This is a genomic window from Anaerobacillus sp., assembly GCF_046314235.1.
GTDB lineage: Bacteria > Bacillota > Bacilli > Bacillales > Anaerobacillaceae > Anaerobacillus.
The window spans coordinates 16,551-32,361 of the sequence record NZ_JBKBWN010000006.1 but is presented as its reverse complement, the minus strand read 5'-3'; the positions used below and the strand labels follow the sequence as shown (position 1 = coordinate 32,361).

18 protein-coding genes and 1 other annotated feature are annotated in these 15,811 nt (G+C 36.7%); of the genes, 8 read left to right on the top strand and 10 right to left on the bottom strand.

Annotated features, from left to right (window positions below; all coding sequences use genetic code 11):
- Positions 1–29: 29 nt before the first annotated feature.
- From fliS to ACK4M9_RS09920, 3 genes are all read left to right on the top strand, one after another.
- Positions 30–452: a flagellar export chaperone FliS gene (gene fliS / locus ACK4M9_RS09930; RefSeq protein WP_409849938.1), complete on the top strand. Its 423-nt coding sequence runs from the start codon at positions 30–32 to the stop codon at positions 450–452.
- A gap of 30 nt (positions 453–482) precedes the next feature.
- Positions 483–1,910 carry a flagellin N-terminal helical domain-containing protein gene (locus ACK4M9_RS09925; protein ID WP_409849936.1) on the top strand — a complete coding sequence of 476 codons (1,428 nt, stop codon included), beginning with the start codon at positions 483–485 and terminating at the stop codon, positions 1,908–1,910.
- Between the two features lie 119 nt (positions 1,911–2,029).
- Positions 2,030–2,467, top strand: a complete 438-nt coding sequence (locus tag ACK4M9_RS09920) for a YaaR family protein (protein WP_409849934.1) — start codon at positions 2,030–2,032, stop codon at positions 2,465–2,467.
- Between the two features lie 134 nt (positions 2,468–2,601).
- On the opposite strand, the gene ACK4M9_RS09915 is transcribed toward ACK4M9_RS09920, so the two are convergent.
- Together ACK4M9_RS09915 and ACK4M9_RS09910 are read right to left on the bottom strand one after the other, a co-directional pair.
- Positions 2,602–2,916, bottom strand: a complete 315-nt coding sequence (locus ACK4M9_RS09915) for a hypothetical protein (protein WP_409849932.1) — start codon at positions 2,914–2,916, stop codon at positions 2,602–2,604.
- Positions 2,889–3,845: a DUF4236 domain-containing protein gene (locus ACK4M9_RS09910; protein WP_409849930.1), complete on the bottom strand. Its 957-nt coding sequence runs from the start codon at positions 3,843–3,845 to the stop codon at positions 2,889–2,891. The genes ACK4M9_RS09915 and ACK4M9_RS09910 overlap by 28 nt, the downstream gene beginning before the upstream one ends.
- Before the next feature lie 118 nt (positions 3,846–3,963).
- On the opposite strand from ACK4M9_RS09910, the gene ACK4M9_RS09905 reads away from it, so the two are divergent.
- Positions 3,964–4,395, top strand: coding sequence for an SRPBCC family protein (locus ACK4M9_RS09905; RefSeq protein ID WP_409849928.1), 432 nt, complete (start codon positions 3,964–3,966; stop codon positions 4,393–4,395).
- A gap of 52 nt (positions 4,396–4,447) precedes the next feature.
- On the opposite strand, the gene namA is transcribed toward ACK4M9_RS09905, so the two are convergent.
- On the bottom strand, positions 4,448–5,464 hold the full coding sequence (gene namA / locus ACK4M9_RS09900; RefSeq protein ID WP_409849926.1) for an NADPH dehydrogenase NamA: 1,017 nt from the start codon (positions 5,462–5,464) through the stop codon (positions 4,448–4,450).
- A gap of 122 nt (positions 5,465–5,586) precedes the next feature.
- Here namA and ACK4M9_RS09895 point away from each other — a divergent pair, with 122 nt between their 5' ends.
- Complete coding sequence (locus ACK4M9_RS09895; RefSeq protein ID WP_409849924.1) at positions 5,587–5,955, top strand: DUF2512 family protein; 369 nt, start codon at positions 5,587–5,589, stop codon at positions 5,953–5,955.
- Positions 5,956–5,999: 44 nt separating this feature from the next.
- On the opposite strand, the gene cbpB is transcribed toward ACK4M9_RS09895, so the two are convergent.
- Positions 6,000–6,449: a cyclic-di-AMP-binding protein CbpB gene (gene cbpB / locus ACK4M9_RS09890; protein WP_409849922.1), complete on the bottom strand. Its 450-nt coding sequence runs from the start codon at positions 6,447–6,449 to the stop codon at positions 6,000–6,002.
- A 161-nt stretch (positions 6,450–6,610) separates the two neighbouring features.
- On the opposite strand from cbpB, the gene ACK4M9_RS09885 reads away from it, so the two are divergent.
- Entirely contained in the window at positions 6,611–6,871 is a 261-nt protein-coding gene (locus ACK4M9_RS09885; protein ID WP_409849920.1) for a hypothetical protein, read from the top strand.
- Positions 6,872–6,967: 96 nt separating this feature from the next.
- On the opposite strand, the gene ACK4M9_RS09880 is transcribed toward ACK4M9_RS09885, so the two are convergent.
- Both ACK4M9_RS09880 and ACK4M9_RS09875 read right to left on the bottom strand, forming a co-directional pair.
- Complete coding sequence (locus ACK4M9_RS09880; RefSeq protein WP_409849918.1) at positions 6,968–7,762, bottom strand: divergent polysaccharide deacetylase family protein; 795 nt, start codon at positions 7,760–7,762, stop codon at positions 6,968–6,970.
- Between the two features lie 110 nt (positions 7,763–7,872).
- Positions 7,873–8,178 (bottom strand): MerR family transcriptional regulator, encoded by a 306-nt coding sequence (locus ACK4M9_RS09875; RefSeq protein WP_409849916.1) that lies wholly within the window; start codon positions 8,176–8,178, stop codon positions 7,873–7,875.
- A 363-nt stretch (positions 8,179–8,541) separates the two neighbouring features.
- On the opposite strand from ACK4M9_RS09875, the gene ACK4M9_RS09870 reads away from it, so the two are divergent.
- Positions 8,542–9,915 (top strand): aspartate kinase, encoded by a 1,374-nt coding sequence (locus ACK4M9_RS09870; RefSeq protein ID WP_409849914.1) that lies wholly within the window; start codon positions 8,542–8,544, stop codon positions 9,913–9,915.
- Between the two features lie 68 nt (positions 9,916–9,983).
- On the opposite strand, the gene ACK4M9_RS09865 is transcribed toward ACK4M9_RS09870, so the two are convergent.
- From ACK4M9_RS09865 to proB, 4 genes are all read right to left on the bottom strand, one after another.
- Positions 9,984–10,808, bottom strand: coding sequence for an ion transporter (locus tag ACK4M9_RS09865; protein WP_409849912.1), 825 nt, complete (start codon positions 10,806–10,808; stop codon positions 9,984–9,986).
- Positions 10,809–11,045: 237 nt separating this feature from the next.
- Entirely contained in the window at positions 11,046–11,879 is an 834-nt protein-coding gene (proC, locus tag ACK4M9_RS09860) for a pyrroline-5-carboxylate reductase (protein WP_409849910.1), read from the bottom strand.
- 197 nt (positions 11,880–12,076) lie between these two features.
- Positions 12,077–13,324 carry a glutamate-5-semialdehyde dehydrogenase gene (locus ACK4M9_RS09855; protein ID WP_409849908.1) on the bottom strand — a complete coding sequence of 416 codons (1,248 nt, stop codon included), beginning with the start codon at positions 13,322–13,324 and terminating at the stop codon, positions 12,077–12,079.
- Between the two features lies 1 nt (position 13,325).
- Positions 13,326–14,444, bottom strand: a complete 1,119-nt coding sequence (gene proB, locus ACK4M9_RS09850; RefSeq protein WP_409849906.1) for a glutamate 5-kinase — start codon at positions 14,442–14,444, stop codon at positions 13,326–13,328.
- A gap of 53 nt (positions 14,445–14,497) precedes the next feature.
- Positions 14,498–14,707, bottom strand: a binding site (T-box leader).
- A gap of 232 nt (positions 14,708–14,939) precedes the next feature.
- Between proB and ACK4M9_RS09845 the strand changes: the two genes are divergently transcribed.
- Positions 14,940–15,734 (top strand): SDR family NAD(P)-dependent oxidoreductase, encoded by a 795-nt coding sequence (locus tag ACK4M9_RS09845; RefSeq protein ID WP_409849904.1) that lies wholly within the window; start codon positions 14,940–14,942, stop codon positions 15,732–15,734.
- Positions 15,735–15,811: the final 77 nt, after the last annotated feature.

Below are 15,811 nucleotides of genomic sequence, written 5' to 3'. Positions count from 1 at the left end.
AAAGAACACGATGGTTGGGAGGGTCATAAGTGACACTTATAACAAAAGAAGCACTTCACAAGAAGTCACCACAAGAAATTACGGCACTTCTTTACGAAGCATGTCTTAATAACCTTGAAGAAGCAAAAAAAGCCATTCAAGAAAAAGACTATATTCTAGCAAACGAAAAACTGCAAAAGGCAAACGATATATTAGAACGCTTAGGAGCAGGTTTAAACTATGAAGCTGGTATTATCGCTGATCAACTAGATGCTGTATATAACTACATGGCAGATCGCCTTGTTCAAGCGAACTACAATAAAGATACTAATGCCATTGATGAAGTAATAACCCTAGTAAAACAAATTTCATCAGCTTGGCATCAAGCATTAAAAAATAATAAAAATCTTCAACCAAAAGTAGTAAAACAAAAAGCTAACGCTTATGAGCAAACAGCAATTTACGATAATTAATATATTTACTATAAAAGGAGCTACTTTTAAATGAAAATTAATAATAACATTCAAGCATTAAATGCTTACAGAAACTTATCAGGGAACCAATTTAAAACATCAAAAAATCTTGAAAAACTCTCTTCAGGGCTTCGCATTAACCGTGCTGCTGATGATGCGGCTGGTCTTGCAATTTCTGAAAAAATGCGTTCGCAAATCCGCGGTTTAAAGCAAGCGGAGCGTAACTCAATGGATGGTATTTCTTTAATGCAAACTGCAGAGGGGGCATTACAGGAAGTACATGCAATTTTACAAAGAATGCGTGAATTATCGGTTCAAGGTGCTAACGATACAAACACGAAATACGACCGTGAGCAAATTCAAAAAGAAATTGACCAATTAAAATTAGAAGTAGATAGTATCTCAGAAAAAACTGAATTTAATACACGTAAACTATTAAATGGTTCGAGTGCAGTATTATCTTCAATCAGCGGCACAGCAGATAATGCTGCAGCAGTAGTCGGTAATCCAAAAGTAATTGATCCACGTTTAGTTACAGGTACTTATCATATCAATGTTGAAAATATTGACGAAATCGTTACAATAAATCAAGTTGGTGCAGGATTATCAGATAGTAACAATATTAACTTAGATGCAAATAGTGATTTTTTCCCACAAGCATTTGGTGAGTATACAATTAACGTTAGAAGCTTCTTAGCTAACGAAGTTGCTAGTACAACACAATATAGTGCAACAATCCAAGTAGTTGGGCCAAATGGCCTTCCTCTTGAAGAAAGATCTGTAGATGTATTTCAAAGTAATACAGGTGAAGATGGTAATGAATTCATTTCTATTGGTGGCTTAAATATCGATACTAGAAATATTAAAGAAGCAGGAACGATTAAAGTATCTATTGAACAGCAAGCAACAGTTTCAATATATCGAGGAGAAGATGTTTCTCCAGAAAATAAAATCGCTGCAGAAAAAACGATGATTACAAATGATGGTATCCTTAAACATGGTGGCATTGAGTTTAAATTCAATAACGATATCCAAGCTGCTGAAACAAAATTCTCAATTACAAACAATGCATTAGCTTTCCAAATCGGTCCAAATACTAATCAAAATGTAATGATCGATGTTCCACGTCTTGACATCGTTACTTTAGGAATAGAAGAAATTGATGTAACAACACAAAAAGGTGCAAATATGGCTATCTTCACACTAGATCAAGCAATCAACGTCCTTTCTGATGTTCGTGCAAAACTAGGTGCGACGCAAAACCGTATGGAGCACACAATCAATAACCTACAAGTAACACACGAAAACTTAACAGCATCTGAATCTCGTATTCGTGACGCTGATATGGCTCTTGAAATGACTGAGTTTACTCGTAATAACATTATCAACCAAGCTGCTACTGCCATGCTTGCACAAGCTAACCAATTACCACAAGGTGTTCTTCAATTATTACAATAATTATCATCAAGAGGTAAGGTCAAACGATCTTACCTCTTTTCTAACCAAAAATGTCCAAGGGTCTCAGAGTCGATTTATGCTATAATAAATCTATAATCTAACGTTAAAGTGGTGAAAAAATGGACGTACAAAGAGTTGGACGTGCAAACTTAAGTAAAACTGAAGCAAAAAAGGCAGGACCGCAAGCAAGTGTCTCATTTACGGAATTGATGCAAAAGGGACGCGATGAACAAGCTTATGCCAAGCTTGATAAATTAATGAGAGACATTGATGATCAAGGAAAGGCGTTAGCTGATTCTCGAACGGTCGATGAACTTCGCAAATATAAAGCCCTTGTCAAAGAATTTATGGAAGATGCGGTAAAGTTGGGGCTTAGTTTAGAAGAACGCCGAGGCTTCAACCGCCGTGGGCGTACAAAAATATATAAAATCGTCAAAGAAGTAGATCGAAAACTTCTAGACTTAACAGACGCCGTCCTTAAAAAGGAGAAAAGTGGGTTAGAAATTCTTGACATGGTTGGGGAAATAAAAGGTTTAATCGTAAATGTCTACGCTTAGTAGTATAGAGTATAGAATATAGAGTTGGACAAAGCAGCATCAATCTAAAATCTCCTTAGTTTAACGGTAAGCTAGTTACTGGCAACTGTGATTTTAAATTCTACACTAATAAAAAGGAATTAACCTAGCCTTGGTTAATTCCTTTTTTCTTCCACCGGTTCATACGGCTTAATTTCTCTAAAAATAAATGTCTTTGTCGCATTGATGATCGGTTTAAAGTTGTCGAAAGCTGCTATTGGATGAACTTCTTCCATATTCAGCGAGTAGAAAACTCTTTTATCAACCTTCAGACTATAGATATACTGATCATCTAAATGGCCTGTTGCTTTGTTTTTTATTTGGGTATAGCCTGATATGATAATTGTTTCACAAGTAGTGAGATGTGAAAATACATAGGAACATAAATAAAGGGCGGTCCCGTCTACCATAATTGCATAATGTTCACGCAATTCTCTTTGTGATTTTTTTTGAACTTTAATTTCAATATTTCTGCTTTTGTTAACGGGATTTCCTCCATCTGTGGTAAATCCACATCTAGATAGATGGTATCCGCTGACAAGATGTTAAATGAAACGTTTGTGTCCAATGGAAAATCAAGTTCAGCTAAAAAGTCTTCTAGCCAAAGCTCCATTGCAACTGGTTCGCCTGCAATGACTTTTTCTACTTTTGCTAATCGTTTTAGTTTTGCTTCTTCATACTCTTCTTTTGCTTGTTGAAATAATTTAAGTTCATGTAAATATTGCTGCTCGGCTTCATTTTTGACTTTTTCTAAAAATGCCTTGCGTTTCTTAGGGAAAAGCAAGCTGAGCCTTTCAAAAAAACGTAAACCTTCCTCGAACTCCACTCTTAACTCTTCAATAATTTCTCTTTGGTTTGGCATTTGTACATCAAGGGAAACAGATTTTCTTGCCAAATCTCTAAGCTCTCCAGCTGATTTTTCCTGTAGCGTTTCTTTATGTAATTTAAGAAGTTTTGTAGTATGTTCATTAATCTCTTGTTCTTTTTGATCATATATTCTTTGAATATCTTCATGGAACTTTCGCTTAATGTCACGTTCAACTGCTGGATCTACTCTTAGACCGTCTTCATCGACAAAAACAAGGGTTTGTGATGTTTTATCGAAATTTAAAGTAACAGTTTGAGGGACAGCTTGTGAGTTTTTTTGTGAAGATGTATATGAAGCTCTACCTGTTGCTTTATCTAATTTTGTTCGATAGGAGAGTCCACTTCCAGGTAGTCCAACATTACTATAAAGACCACTACGACCTAACGTTACAGAGGCGCCACGTCTGCGAACAGAGGTGCTTATGCCGCGTTTACTAATATTTAAACGAAGACCTGGTGCTACTTTCACACGTTTTTGAAATCGAAAGCTCATAATAAAACACTCCTAATCTGATGTCAATTATATGGTACTAAAGTTTTACACAAGTATAAAGCGTAATTTCACAATATGTTCAAAAAGTGCGATATGATATGAAAAAGGAGGAGCGAACATGTTTAGCGGAGAATTTATTTATAAAACGACGCTTCCAATTAAAAAAGAAGTGGCTTGGACCTTTTTTAATGACATAAGCAATTTAGTAAGAATAACATCCTTCCCAAAAATAACTATTGTCTCACACAATGGAACAAAGAAGGACAGTGTGACTGAACTTTATTTGGACTTTTTTCTCTTCAGTAAAAAATGGACGTTAACATACATTGATGTTGAGGAAGGGCAGTTTTTCAAGGATCGCAGTGATACTGTGCCATTTCCTTTTAAAACTTGGGAACATACTCATTCCTTTGAAGAAGTCGGTGAAAAAACGGTCATGATTGATAAAGTGAAGTTCGAGTCGTACGTTCCAATCTTCATTGCAAAAATAGGCCTAACAGTCATGTTTAAAGGTCGACAACAATCATTAAAAAAACACCTTCCTATTTAAAAGAAGGTGTTTTGTGCTTTTTGCAAAATGTTTAACGCAAACTTAGTTAAAATCACCAACCACGATCATAGGCTTTTGGCGCTTCTATCGCTGCATCAAGTTCTTTTGCAAACGTTCTTGGTAAGTAAGGATCTCGTAAAAATGGTCTCGCAATAAAAATGAGATCAGCTCTTTCATTTCGCAATATTTCTTCTGCTTGATTGCCTGTTGTAATTAAGCCAACCGCACCAGTTGGTACCTCAGCTTGTCTGCGAATTGTTTCAGCATAGCGAACTTGGTAGCCCGGAAAAACATCCATAGTTGCGGGAACAACAGCCCCTGAGCTGCAGTCAATCAGGTCAACACCTTGGGATTTCATGTTCTTCGCATAATCAACAAACACATCTAGGCTATTACCAGCCTCGTTATATTCATTAGCTGAAATTCGAACAAAAAGTGGTCCATCCCAGACAGTTTTTACGTCATTAATTACGCGATTCAACATTTCATATCGTTTTTCTTCATTTCCGCCAAAAGTATCTTCTCTTTTATTCGTTAAGGGCGATAAGAACTCATTAATCAAATAACCGTGGGCAGCATGAAGCTCAATTACATCAAAACCAGCTTGTTTTGCCCGTTCTGCACCCTTTTTAAAAGCCTCAATCGTTTCAAAAATTTGTTCCTCTGACATTTCTTCAGGTGTTTTCATGTTTTCATTAAATGGAAGAGCAGAAGGTGCAACAATTGGACCATCAACCATTGCTTTCCTTCCGGCGTGAGCTAGTTGAATACCAATTTTGCCCCCTAATTGGTGAACGTGATCAACTAATCGTTTTAAACCATCTACGTGTGAATTATCCCAAATTCCTAAGTCATATTCAGAAATCCTCCCTTGAGGAGTTACCGCAGTGGCCTCAATGATAATTAAACCGACTTGACCGATTGCACGACTTCCGTAATGGGTAACATGCCAGTCGGTAACGTAGCCGTTTTTGTTATCGGCCATATACATGCACATTGGTGCCATTACAAGGCGATTTTTTAGGGTGATATTTTTAAGTTCATACGGTGAAAAAAGTAGTGTAGACATTAATTTTAACCTCCTATTTATTTCGGTTAACAAAATATTACCACAAATAGAGGCAAGTCACTAATGAAAACAGTTCCTTTAATCCATACTAAGAAAAGCTTGATCATAAAGGAGATGTTTTTATGCACCATGTAAAGCCGATCATCGTAAAATTTATCATTTATAGTATTCTCACTACTTTTGTTTTGTTATTTTACGGTTTTTCGATTTCTTTCTTACTAATACTCTCAGCTTTATTAGCTTTAGTTACATATTTCATAGGTGATTTGCTTGTGTTACCTTTGAAAGGAAATTGGTTTGCGACCCTTACTGATGGAGTGACAGTTTTTTTAGGCATCCTAATTTGGATTGTACCTAGTTATGGTTTTTATTTCTCAACTCTTGGAGGAGCGTTGTTTATCGCGTTTCTTGTGGCTGTTTGTGAATGGTTTATTCATATTTATATTATTGGCAGATTAAATAGAGAAGACCGTGAACCAATCTATGATTAATTTTAAATAGTAGGAATCGAAAAAAAAGAAGGCACATGGCCTTCTTATTTCTTTTTTTGAAACAGTTCTTGATTTAAATAAACTAGGAGTGAACTTCTTGTTAAAATTCCTTTAAATGCACCATCGGCATCAATCATACAAATAAATGGGTTATTAATCGAAAGTGCTAGTGCTTTAGCAAAAGTTTCAGTCATTTTCATTGTTGCGAGCTTCGAATTCATTACATCTGCGACTTTAAAACTATGAAGGCGGTCAAGCTCAATACGCTCAAGTCCAAGGATTGAGTCTAAAATTAAAGCCTTACTAATCACTCCGTTTAGCTTTGATTCCTTGTCTAGAACAGGGATAGCGGTATAACCTGATTTTACAAGTACTAGCAACGCATGCTCTAAGCTATTGTTCTGTTGAACATGGGCTACTTTCTCAGTGGGGATAATTAAATTCTTAATTTTTTCATCTGAAAACGTACTACTTTTTAATGTTTCTCGGATCATAATTTATCACGTTCTTTTCGTCAAGAATTGTAAAATAGCATTCTACTTTCTAATACTAGGAGTGATTGAAATGTTTGTCAACTGGAAGCTCTTTTAATTTCAAGGAGAATAATTCTAAAATTATTGGAAAGAATTTAAAAAAACATTAGGAGTGAGGTACGGTGCATTCAAAGAATACAGTGAAATATATTTGTGAAAAATATCCTTCTAATAATTGTTATTATTATAAACAGGAAATTATTACACATGACTGCTGGGACAATTTAGATTCTTTAGCATGGTCAGCCCCAAGACCAATAACAAAAGAAACGTTTATGAAACAAAAGCAAGCAGGATTTAAAACGGAAATAAAGTATATAAACAAATCACCTGCAAAAATTTATCAATTGCAATTAAAAGAGGTTGCCCAAAAAACTAAGTAACAGTCACCTCAGGCATGATATGTAGAGTTTCTATGAAAACAATACAAGATTTCGTGCAAAGACGAAGTGAGCTGTTACTTATGGGACAAACACTTTTCACTGCCAAAATTGGTCAGGTTTCTTTTCAACTTCAGTTTTTAAAAGGTGCGAAGTAGGAACGATCTTAACTTTTTTATTGTGAAAGTTTTGCACAGCATCTTTTACGCCTTTTACGGTTTCTTCCCCTTTTATTCCTACGTGACCAATTCCGATTGCTTGTCCTTTTTGTTCTGCTACCTTCACTAGCTTATTCATCTGTTTAAACACATGCCCACTTGAAGAGTGGGTGTCATCTAGAAAAATGTCACGCATGGCCCAAGGCACACCCAACTGCTCAGCTACTTTTGGGATCACAGATTTAGGTGCTGTACCGCTATCAATAAAGTACAAGTTGTACTCCTTAGCAGTTTCTAATATCACTCGCATTATCGCTTCATCTTCGACGATGAGAGATCCCATATGGTTGTTCATGCCTTTGGCGTGGGGGACGTTTTCGATCGCTTGAATGACTCGCTTTCTGACTTCCTCTAAAGGTAAATCTTTTGTAATTGGGTTTGGACCTAACCAAGAGATTTTTCCTTTTTTAGGTTGTAATGGTAGATGAATCATTACTTCATATCCAAGACTATGCGCTAGTTCAGCTTGTTCTTTTGATTGCTCTAAGAAAGGCATGATTGCCACAGTAATCGGGATTTTTGCTCCGAAAAATTCATTAACTCCTTTTACATTGCCACCAAAATCGTCAATAATAATCGCTACTTTAACATCCTCTATATTTTCTGCATTCAGTGTTTTTGGGTTAATAAATGCACAAAAACATAGCAAAAATAACATGATCCTATTAAGTTTCATTAACTTTCCTCCATCGTTCATTGTCTTACATAATTTGTCCCGGAATCGGTAGTTTTACCCATGAATAAAGGCAAAAAAATAGGTGCAATCAAAAGTGATGGCACCTATTTTTATTTCCTTATATTAAATGCTGCATTTAACTGACCACGAAGCATTCGTTCTCTAAGTTGACTTTCGCGAATTTTCTTTTGTTCTGCTTTCCTTATCTCGAAGGTTTGCATGCCGTCTTCCATCTTATTGGCGATTTCTACTAATCGTTCTACGTCGGAAAAAGAAAACTTACGAGTCCCACCTTTTGAGCGCTCTGGGAAAATAAGCTTGCGTTCTTCGTAATAGCGTATTTGTCTCTCTGATAAACCTGTTAATTCGCTCACGACTCCAATTGTTATAACTTTTTTATCTTTATAGGAAGACAAGTTTATCAACTCCTGTCTAAAATATGATGATTTTTTATAATAATAACACTATACCACTTTTTATAAATTGATAAGGAATTTTGTAAGGAAATCTATCAAGGAACGTTCGTTCGTTTTTGGGGAAAGATGATTTTATTGAAGGAGATAACTAGTAGAGCATAAAACGGTAGGATCTTGAAGATATAGTATTAAAACAATGGAAATAATATGAATAAGCGCATCTTCTCAAGTTATTTAGGAGTAGGTGCTTTCTTATTGGAGAAATAACCAGTTGCTACATGATGAATGCAGTGATAAAATTTAAAATTATCAATCAATTTACTGGTACTGAAAAAACTACAATTATGAGGTGACTATGAAATTATGAAGGTTTGTAAGTTTGGTGGAACATCTTTAGCTAGTGCAGAACAGATGAAAAAGGTAGCAAGTATTGTCATGGCAGATTCGCAAAGAAAAATTGTTGTTGTTTCAGCACCAGGAAAGCGATTTAAGGAAGATACGAAAGTAACCGATTTATTAATATCTTTAGCAGATGCTGCATTAACAGATGGGGACGTCAAAGAAGCGTTACGCTTAGTTGTTAGTCGTTATGAACAAATAGCTCTCGAATTGAAGCTTTCTTCAACTATTGTAAGTGTCATTGAGGACGATCTACAGTCACGCTTAGTAACCAAAGATGAAGGTGAGCAGGAATTTATCGATTTAATGAAGGCGAGTGGTGAAGATAATTGTGCAAAACTGTTTTCATATTACATGCAATCACTAGGTGTAAATGCTCATTATGTTGATCCGAAAGAAGCAGGTTTGTTAGTTAGTAAGGAATACGGAAATGCCCAAGTTTTGCCTGAAGCTTATGATAATTTATACAAAGAACTTAGAAATAAAGAAGGGATTTTAATTTTTCCAGGCTTCTTTGGATATACGCCAGAAGGAACACTTGTAACTTTTCCGCGTGGGGGCTCTGACATTACTGGATCGATTGTGGCAGCAGCTGTTGAAGCTGAGCTTTATGAAAATTTCACTGATGTCGATTCTGTTTTCGCTGCTAACCCTAATGTCGTCCAAAATCCAGTGGAAATTAGTGAACTAACATACCGTGAAATGCGAGAATTATCTTATGCTGGTTTTTCTGTATTCCATGACGAAGCGTTAATACCTGCTTTTAAAAAGGGGGTACCTGTCTGTATTAAAAATACGAATAACCCAGCGGCTCGGGGAACGATGGTAGTTAATGAGCGGAATTTTATGATTAATCCTGTTGTTGGGATTGCCAGCGACTCTGGTTTTAGTACGATCTATGTTAGAAAATACTTAATGAATAGGGAAGTTGGTTTTGGACGCCGTCTCTTAGAAATTATTGAAGATGAAGGTTTGTCCTATGAGCATATGCCATCTGGAATTGACGATACATCGGTTATTCTTAGAGGCTCACAGCTAACTGCGGAAATGGAAGCAAGAATTGTGGAACGCATTGAAAAAGAGCTTCATGCTGACGATGTTCACGTTGAACATGATTTTGCAATGGTAATGGTTGTTGGAGAAGGAATGAAGAAAATGGTCGGTATTACAGCGAAAGCTACAGCCGGTCTAGCGAGAGCTGGAGTTAACCTTCACATGATTAACCAAGGCTCATCAGAAGTAAGCATGGTCTTTGGAGTTAGAGCGACAGACGCAGATAAAGCTGTGAGAGAATTATATAACGATTTCTTTGTTGCAACAAAAAGCCCAGTTCTTTAAGAACTGGGCTTTTCACTTTTTTATATAATTGGATATTTTTTTCAATTAATAAGACTCATGTACTTTGTTTAGCTGGATTTATCACGAGACATATTAATAATTAATTGTTTTAGTTCCTTTACTTCACTTCTTAATTCTGCTAATTGATCAGGTTCTTCTGGCTTATCGGCAGCATCAGCTTTTTCTACGTTACTGACGATAACCCCAATAAATAAGTTGAAAATAACGAATGTGCCAACGAGAACAAACGAGACAAAATAAATCCATGACCAAGGCAACTCATGAAATATTGGCCACATGACACCGCTTGCCCATGACTCCAATGTAACAACTTGGAATAAAGTTAATAGTGCTAATTGTAAGGAGCCAAAATATTGTGGGGCTACTTCTGCAAATAGCATTGTCCCTGTTACCGCAAAGATATAGAAAATGATACTCATTAAAAGCATGATATTTCCTAATGCTGGGATTGTTAACAGTAATGCATCTACTAACCTTCTTAGAGATGGTAAAACGGAAATGGCCCTAAAGACACGTAGTACACGTAAAATACGTAATACCGTAACAAAGTGTGCACCAATAAAGATATGTCCTGCTGCAACGATTAAAAAGTCAAACCAATTCCAACTGTTTTTGAAAAAATCGCTAAATTTTCTCTCCGCAATCATTCTTAAAACAATCTCAATAGTAAAAATCCAAATTAAAGCCTTATCGATTAAGAAAAATAATTCTTTATAGGATTGGTAGATCGTTGGGTATGTTTCAATACCAACAACAATCGCGTTAAACATAATTAAGCCGAGGATTGTTCCGGTAAAAAACTTATGATTTACGAGCTGATTTATTTGTTGTCGTATCGATGACTGTTTGCTTTTCTGATTAAATCCAGACATAATTCTCCTCCACTAAATGATACTTTTTTCAAATGCTAACTTTAATTCTACTAAATATTTTGCTTGGATGAAACATTTTTTGAAAGTTTTGTTACAATTACTAGATAACTTAAAAAGCAAAGGCAAAAAATCTGCCTTTGCTTTAGAAATGATTGCTGTTTCTGAGCACTATCAGGGACTGTCTAGATCTTGCGCTGACGTATACAATAATCTAGTTACCGGGAAGGTTTATTTGCTCTATTTTATATAAGAATATAACTTTCCAAGTTCTGTAGAACGTTCTGCGGCTCGTTTAATACACTCTACCATTGCTTCTTGATAATGAAAGCTTTCTAATACTTTAAAGCCTGCCTCCGTCGTTCCACCAGGGCTCATCACTTGTTTATACAATGTTTGTGAAGAAAGATCTGTAGACTTTATTCTTTCGGCTGCGCCTATGAGAACCTGGGCTATTAATTGTTTTGCTAGCCGTTCATCTAAGCCAATCTCACTAGCGCCAATTTCCATCGCCTCAATTAAATAATAGATATAAGCAGGACCTGATCCCGATAATCCAGTAATCGCATCTAGCTTTTCTTCGTCTACGATAACGACTTCACCAATGGCGTTAAATAAGTTTTCTGATAGTTTTAGATGTTCCTCCGTAGCAAATTGCCCTGAGGCGATAGCGGTAATAGATTGCCCAACCGCAGCAGAAGTGTTCGGCATTGTTCTAATAACCGGTGCATCGTTGTTAAGTAATTGCGATATACAGGTTGTTGAGACACCTGCAAGCACAGAAATGATTAGTTGTTTTTCTGTCGCATATGGCTTTATCTTTTCTACTGTTTCAGCGATATCTTTTGGCTTTGTTGCCATAATTATAATATCTATCTCTGGAAGGATTTCTTCGTAGTTGACAAACGTTTCGATGCCAAACTGTTTTTGTAAAAGGACAAGTTTTTCCTTGTTACTTCGGTTTGTTACGTAAATTTGTTGTGGGTGTACAAGCTCTTTTGTTAATATTCCTGAAATCATCGCCTCAGCCATACTTCCGGCACCAATAAAAGCAATCTTTTTCGTCGCTAACATATCCTTCATCTCCTTTATCTCATTTTCAAAACGTTACATAAGTTAGAGCTCTGGCTTTACTTTAAAAGTTGTCTAGCGCCGAGCGCCAACTGCTCCTGCGGTTACTCGTCGCAAAGCTTGCAAGATGTGTACTTAAGATGTTGTTTGAAAGACACATTTGCTTGTCGCAGCTCCGCGGCCGCTCAGCGCTTTTCTTATTAAGTTCGAATTTGTCCATTGCCTAAAATAATATATTTTGATGATGTTAATGCTTCTAGTCCCATTGGCCCTCTAGCATGGAGTTTCTGTGTGCTAATACCGATCTCTGCGCCAAAGCCGAATTCGAATCCGTCGGTAAAACGGGTAGAGGCATTATGGTAAAGAGCAGCAGCATCTACAAAGGTGAAAAAATGCTCTACATGTTGCTTCGTTTCAGAAATGATTGCTTCTGAGTGTTTAGAGCCATATTGGCTGATATGATTTATTGCCTCATCGACCGAATTAACAATTTTTACAGCTAATGTTAACTCAAGAAATTCAGTTTCCCAATCTTCCTTAGTCGCGGGAATAATTCGATTGTCTAATTTCATCGCTAATTCATCGCCCCGTAATTCAACCTGCTTTTTAATAAGGGTATCGACTAAACTTGTAAAATGAAGCTTTGCCCAGTCTTTATGAACAAGTACTGTTTCACATGCATTACAAACGGAAGGGCGTTGTGTTTTTGCGTTAGTGAGAATATCGATCGCCATTTTTTCTTCAGCTGTGTCATCAATAAAAATATGACAGTTTCCAACACCTGTTTCTAATACAGGAACAGAAGCTTTTTCCACAACTGCACGAATAAGAGAAGCACCGCCCCGTGGAATTAGGACATCTAAATACTCGTTTAACTTAAACATTTTCTCGGCGGTTTCTCTTGATGTATCTTCAATTAGCTGGACGGCCTCTGTAGGTAGCGAGCTTTGTTTAAGTCCATTATGAATGACTCGAACTAGTGCTTTGTTAGAATGGATGGCAGATGAGCTTCCTCGTAGCAATACAGCATTACCTGTTTTTAAACAAAGACTAGCAGCATCAACGGTTACATTCGGTCTAGCTTCGTAAATCATTCCAATCACACCTAAAGGGACGCGAACTCTTTTTAATTGTAGTCCGTTCGGGCGTTCGGCTTCAAACGTTACGGCACCGACAGGGTCCTCAAGTTCTACTAATTGTCTGAGGGCTGCTGCCATATCTTTAATTCTTGCTTCGGTTAGTTTTAAACGATCAAGTAAACCATCAGAAAGACCGGCTGTTTTTCCTGCGACGATATCTTTTTCATTTTCCTCTAATAGATAAGCAATTTCACTTATTAATGCTTCATTAATTAGCGTTAATGCCTCGTTTTTTTGAGCAGTAGAAGCGGCTCCAAGTAAACCTGTTATTGCCTTTGCTTGTTGGGCTTTTATGATTAATTCATTCAATTTAAATACCTCCCTTATGAAATGTGATCCAGTGATCACGATGAATAGCTTCATCATAATGACAGTTTGTTGTTTTTTTCGCTTCAGAGCTTTCTTTTCCTTTAATTGAAAGTAGTTCTTCTGAAGAATAGTTAACCTTACCTTTTCCAATCACTTTTCCACGGCAACTGATGACTTCCACCACATCACCCCTTTGAAATGTTCCTGAAACGTCTTGAATTCCAATAGGTAATAAGCTTTTTCCTTTTGTTAAGATCGCCTGAACGGCACCATCATCAATGACAATTTTTCCGTTTGGCGTCGAGTGAAGGGCAATCCATTGTTTTTTGTTCTTTACGCCTTTTTTTGTAGCTAAACCAATATATGTTCCGTCGCCTTTGCCAAGGAGGATGTCTATCAACTTATGTTCCCCTTGACCGGTGCCAATAAAGACATTAACTCCTAGGAGATTTGCAGTTTTAGCTGCTTCTATTTTCGATTTCATGCCTCCAGTTCCTACTTTTGAGCCAGTTTCCTTAGCTTGCTGTAACAGTTCATCATTAACGGTAGGAAGATAATGATATTTTTTGGCTTTAGGATTTTTTCGTGGGTCTTCGTCGTACAAACCATTTATATCTGTTAATATCGCTAAAAAGTCTGCATGAACTAGTCCGCTAACTAAGGCAGAAAGCATGTCGTTGTCGCCGAAGGTTAGCTCTTCAACAGAAGTAGAATCGTTCTCGTTGATGATCGGTACAACATTGCGCGTGAGCAACTCTGCTAAAACGGCATAAGCATTGCTGTACTGTTCTTGGCTAATAAAGTCATTACGGGTTAACAGGAGCTGAGCAACAACAATGTCATGGCGTCCGAAAGCTTCTTCGTAGCCTTGCATTAGCAACCCTTGCCCAACTGCCGCAGCTGCTTGTTTTCCTGCGATTGTCACAGGTCTTGTTGGGTAACCAAGCTTTGTAAAACCTGCAGCTACAGCCCCAGATGAAATTAAAATAACTTCGTGACCTCGTTCTTTTAGTTTAGCTAGTGCGTTCGCATGTTCAATGAGTTTTTCAATAGAAAGACCACCATTGCTGTTTGTTAATGAGCTACTACCAATTTTTACGACAATGCGCTGCTTACTCATAATAAATCCCTCTTTTTCTAAAAATATAAAAAACTCTTCCGTCCTTATAAAAATACAAGGACGGAAGAGTTATTATCCGCGGTACCACCTTAATTGACATCAGTTTGATGCCCTCTTAACACCATTAACGCTGGTAACGGTTAGGTTTAGCCTAACGCTCCAGGGTAGGTTCAATAAGTTTTCTGCGATGGAATCTTTCAGCCGCTGAATTCCACTCTCTTTCGCCAAAACGTTTATTTACTAGTCCCTTTCAACACTTTATCTTTTGAGTTTTTTTAATTATCTGTCATTTTATTTTTACTGTCAATACTTTTTTACCTTTAAGTTTGACTATATTAAAGGATTAAAGTATAAAAAAGTTAAGGACTTATTAAGTATCCTATATGGATATGAATTATAATAAACTTTGTTACTGAAGTAAAGTAGAGAAAGAGGTTAAAGTCATATATATTACTTCAAGCTTATTGTTCCGAAAAATTTATAGAGGTGAAATCATTGAATTCGTATTTACATAATAAAATCATTATCATCACAGGTGCATCAAGTGGAATTGGTGCGACTTTAGCTTTAGATGTAGCAAAAAAAGGCGGGATACCAGTATTGTTGGCGCGCTCCACAGATAAGTTACAAAGAGTTAGTGAGGAAATTTTAAAAACAACGGGTATAGAAGCGCCCTTCTTTACAGTAGATGTTGCTGACAACGATGCTGTTGTTCATACTTTTGCACAAATCTTAGAAAAATACCCGAAAATCGATGTTTTAATTAATAATGCTGGTTACGCAATTTTTGACGCTTTTATTAATTCTAAATTAGATGACATAAAAGGTATGTTCGATGTTAATGTCTTTGGATTAATCGCTTGCACAAAAGCTGTACTTCCCGCAATGCTCGCAGAAAATGAGGGGCAGATTATTAACATTGCTTCACAGGCAGGAAAGCTTGCAACGCCAAAATCTAGTGTCTATTCAGCTACCAAGCATGCTGTTTTAGCAATTACAAATAGCTTACGAATGGAATTAAATGATACGAACATCTTTGTGAGTGCTGTAAATCCCGGTCCGATTAAAACCCCATTTTTTGATCGCGCTGACGGTACAGGAAGCTATACGAAAAATGTTGAGAAATTTATGCTTGAGCCAGCCTTTGTTTCGGAAAAAATTCTCAAATTAATTGAAAAGCCAAAGCGTGAGCTTAACTTACCAGGTTGGATGGGGCTTGGGACGACCTTATATCAGCTATTCCCTAGCCTAGTTGAAAAACTTGCAGGAAAGAAGCTTAACCAAAAATAGAATTAATTTCAAATTGAAAAGAGAACGTATATTCGTTTATAATAGAGAATATTATATACGAATATACGTTCTCTTTT

Coding starts and splice junctions, on each gene's coding strand:
- ACK4M9_RS09895 (WP_409849924.1), top strand. CDS start 5,587: ATGCACCATGTAAAGCCGATCATCGTAAAATTTATCATTTATAGTATT.
- ACK4M9_RS09910 (WP_409849930.1), bottom strand. CDS start 3,845: ATGAGCTTTCGATTTCAAAAACGTGTGAAAGTAGCACCAGGTCTTCGT.
- proC (WP_409849910.1), bottom strand. CDS start 11,879: ATGTTAGCGACGAAAAAGATTGCTTTTATTGGTGCCGGAAGTATGGCT.
- ACK4M9_RS09865 (WP_409849912.1), bottom strand. CDS start 10,808: ATGTCTGGATTTAATCAGAAAAGCAAACAGTCATCGATACGACAACAA.
- proB (WP_409849906.1), bottom strand. CDS start 14,444: ATGAGTAAGCAGCGCATTGTCGTAAAAATTGGTAGTAGCTCATTAACA.
- namA (WP_409849926.1), bottom strand. CDS start 5,464: ATGTCTACACTACTTTTTTCACCGTATGAACTTAAAAATATCACCCTA.
- cbpB (WP_409849922.1), bottom strand. CDS start 6,449: ATGATCCGAGAAACATTAAAAAGTAGTACGTTTTCAGATGAAAAAATT.
- ACK4M9_RS09925 (WP_409849936.1), top strand. CDS start 483: ATGAAAATTAATAATAACATTCAAGCATTAAATGCTTACAGAAACTTA.
- ACK4M9_RS09880 (WP_409849918.1), bottom strand. CDS start 7,762: ATGAAACTTAATAGGATCATGTTATTTTTGCTATGTTTTTGTGCATTT.
- ACK4M9_RS09870 (WP_409849914.1), top strand. CDS start 8,542: ATGAAGGTTTGTAAGTTTGGTGGAACATCTTTAGCTAGTGCAGAACAG.
- ACK4M9_RS09920 (WP_409849934.1), top strand. CDS start 2,030: ATGGACGTACAAAGAGTTGGACGTGCAAACTTAAGTAAAACTGAAGCA.
- ACK4M9_RS09905 (WP_409849928.1), top strand. CDS start 3,964: ATGTTTAGCGGAGAATTTATTTATAAAACGACGCTTCCAATTAAAAAA.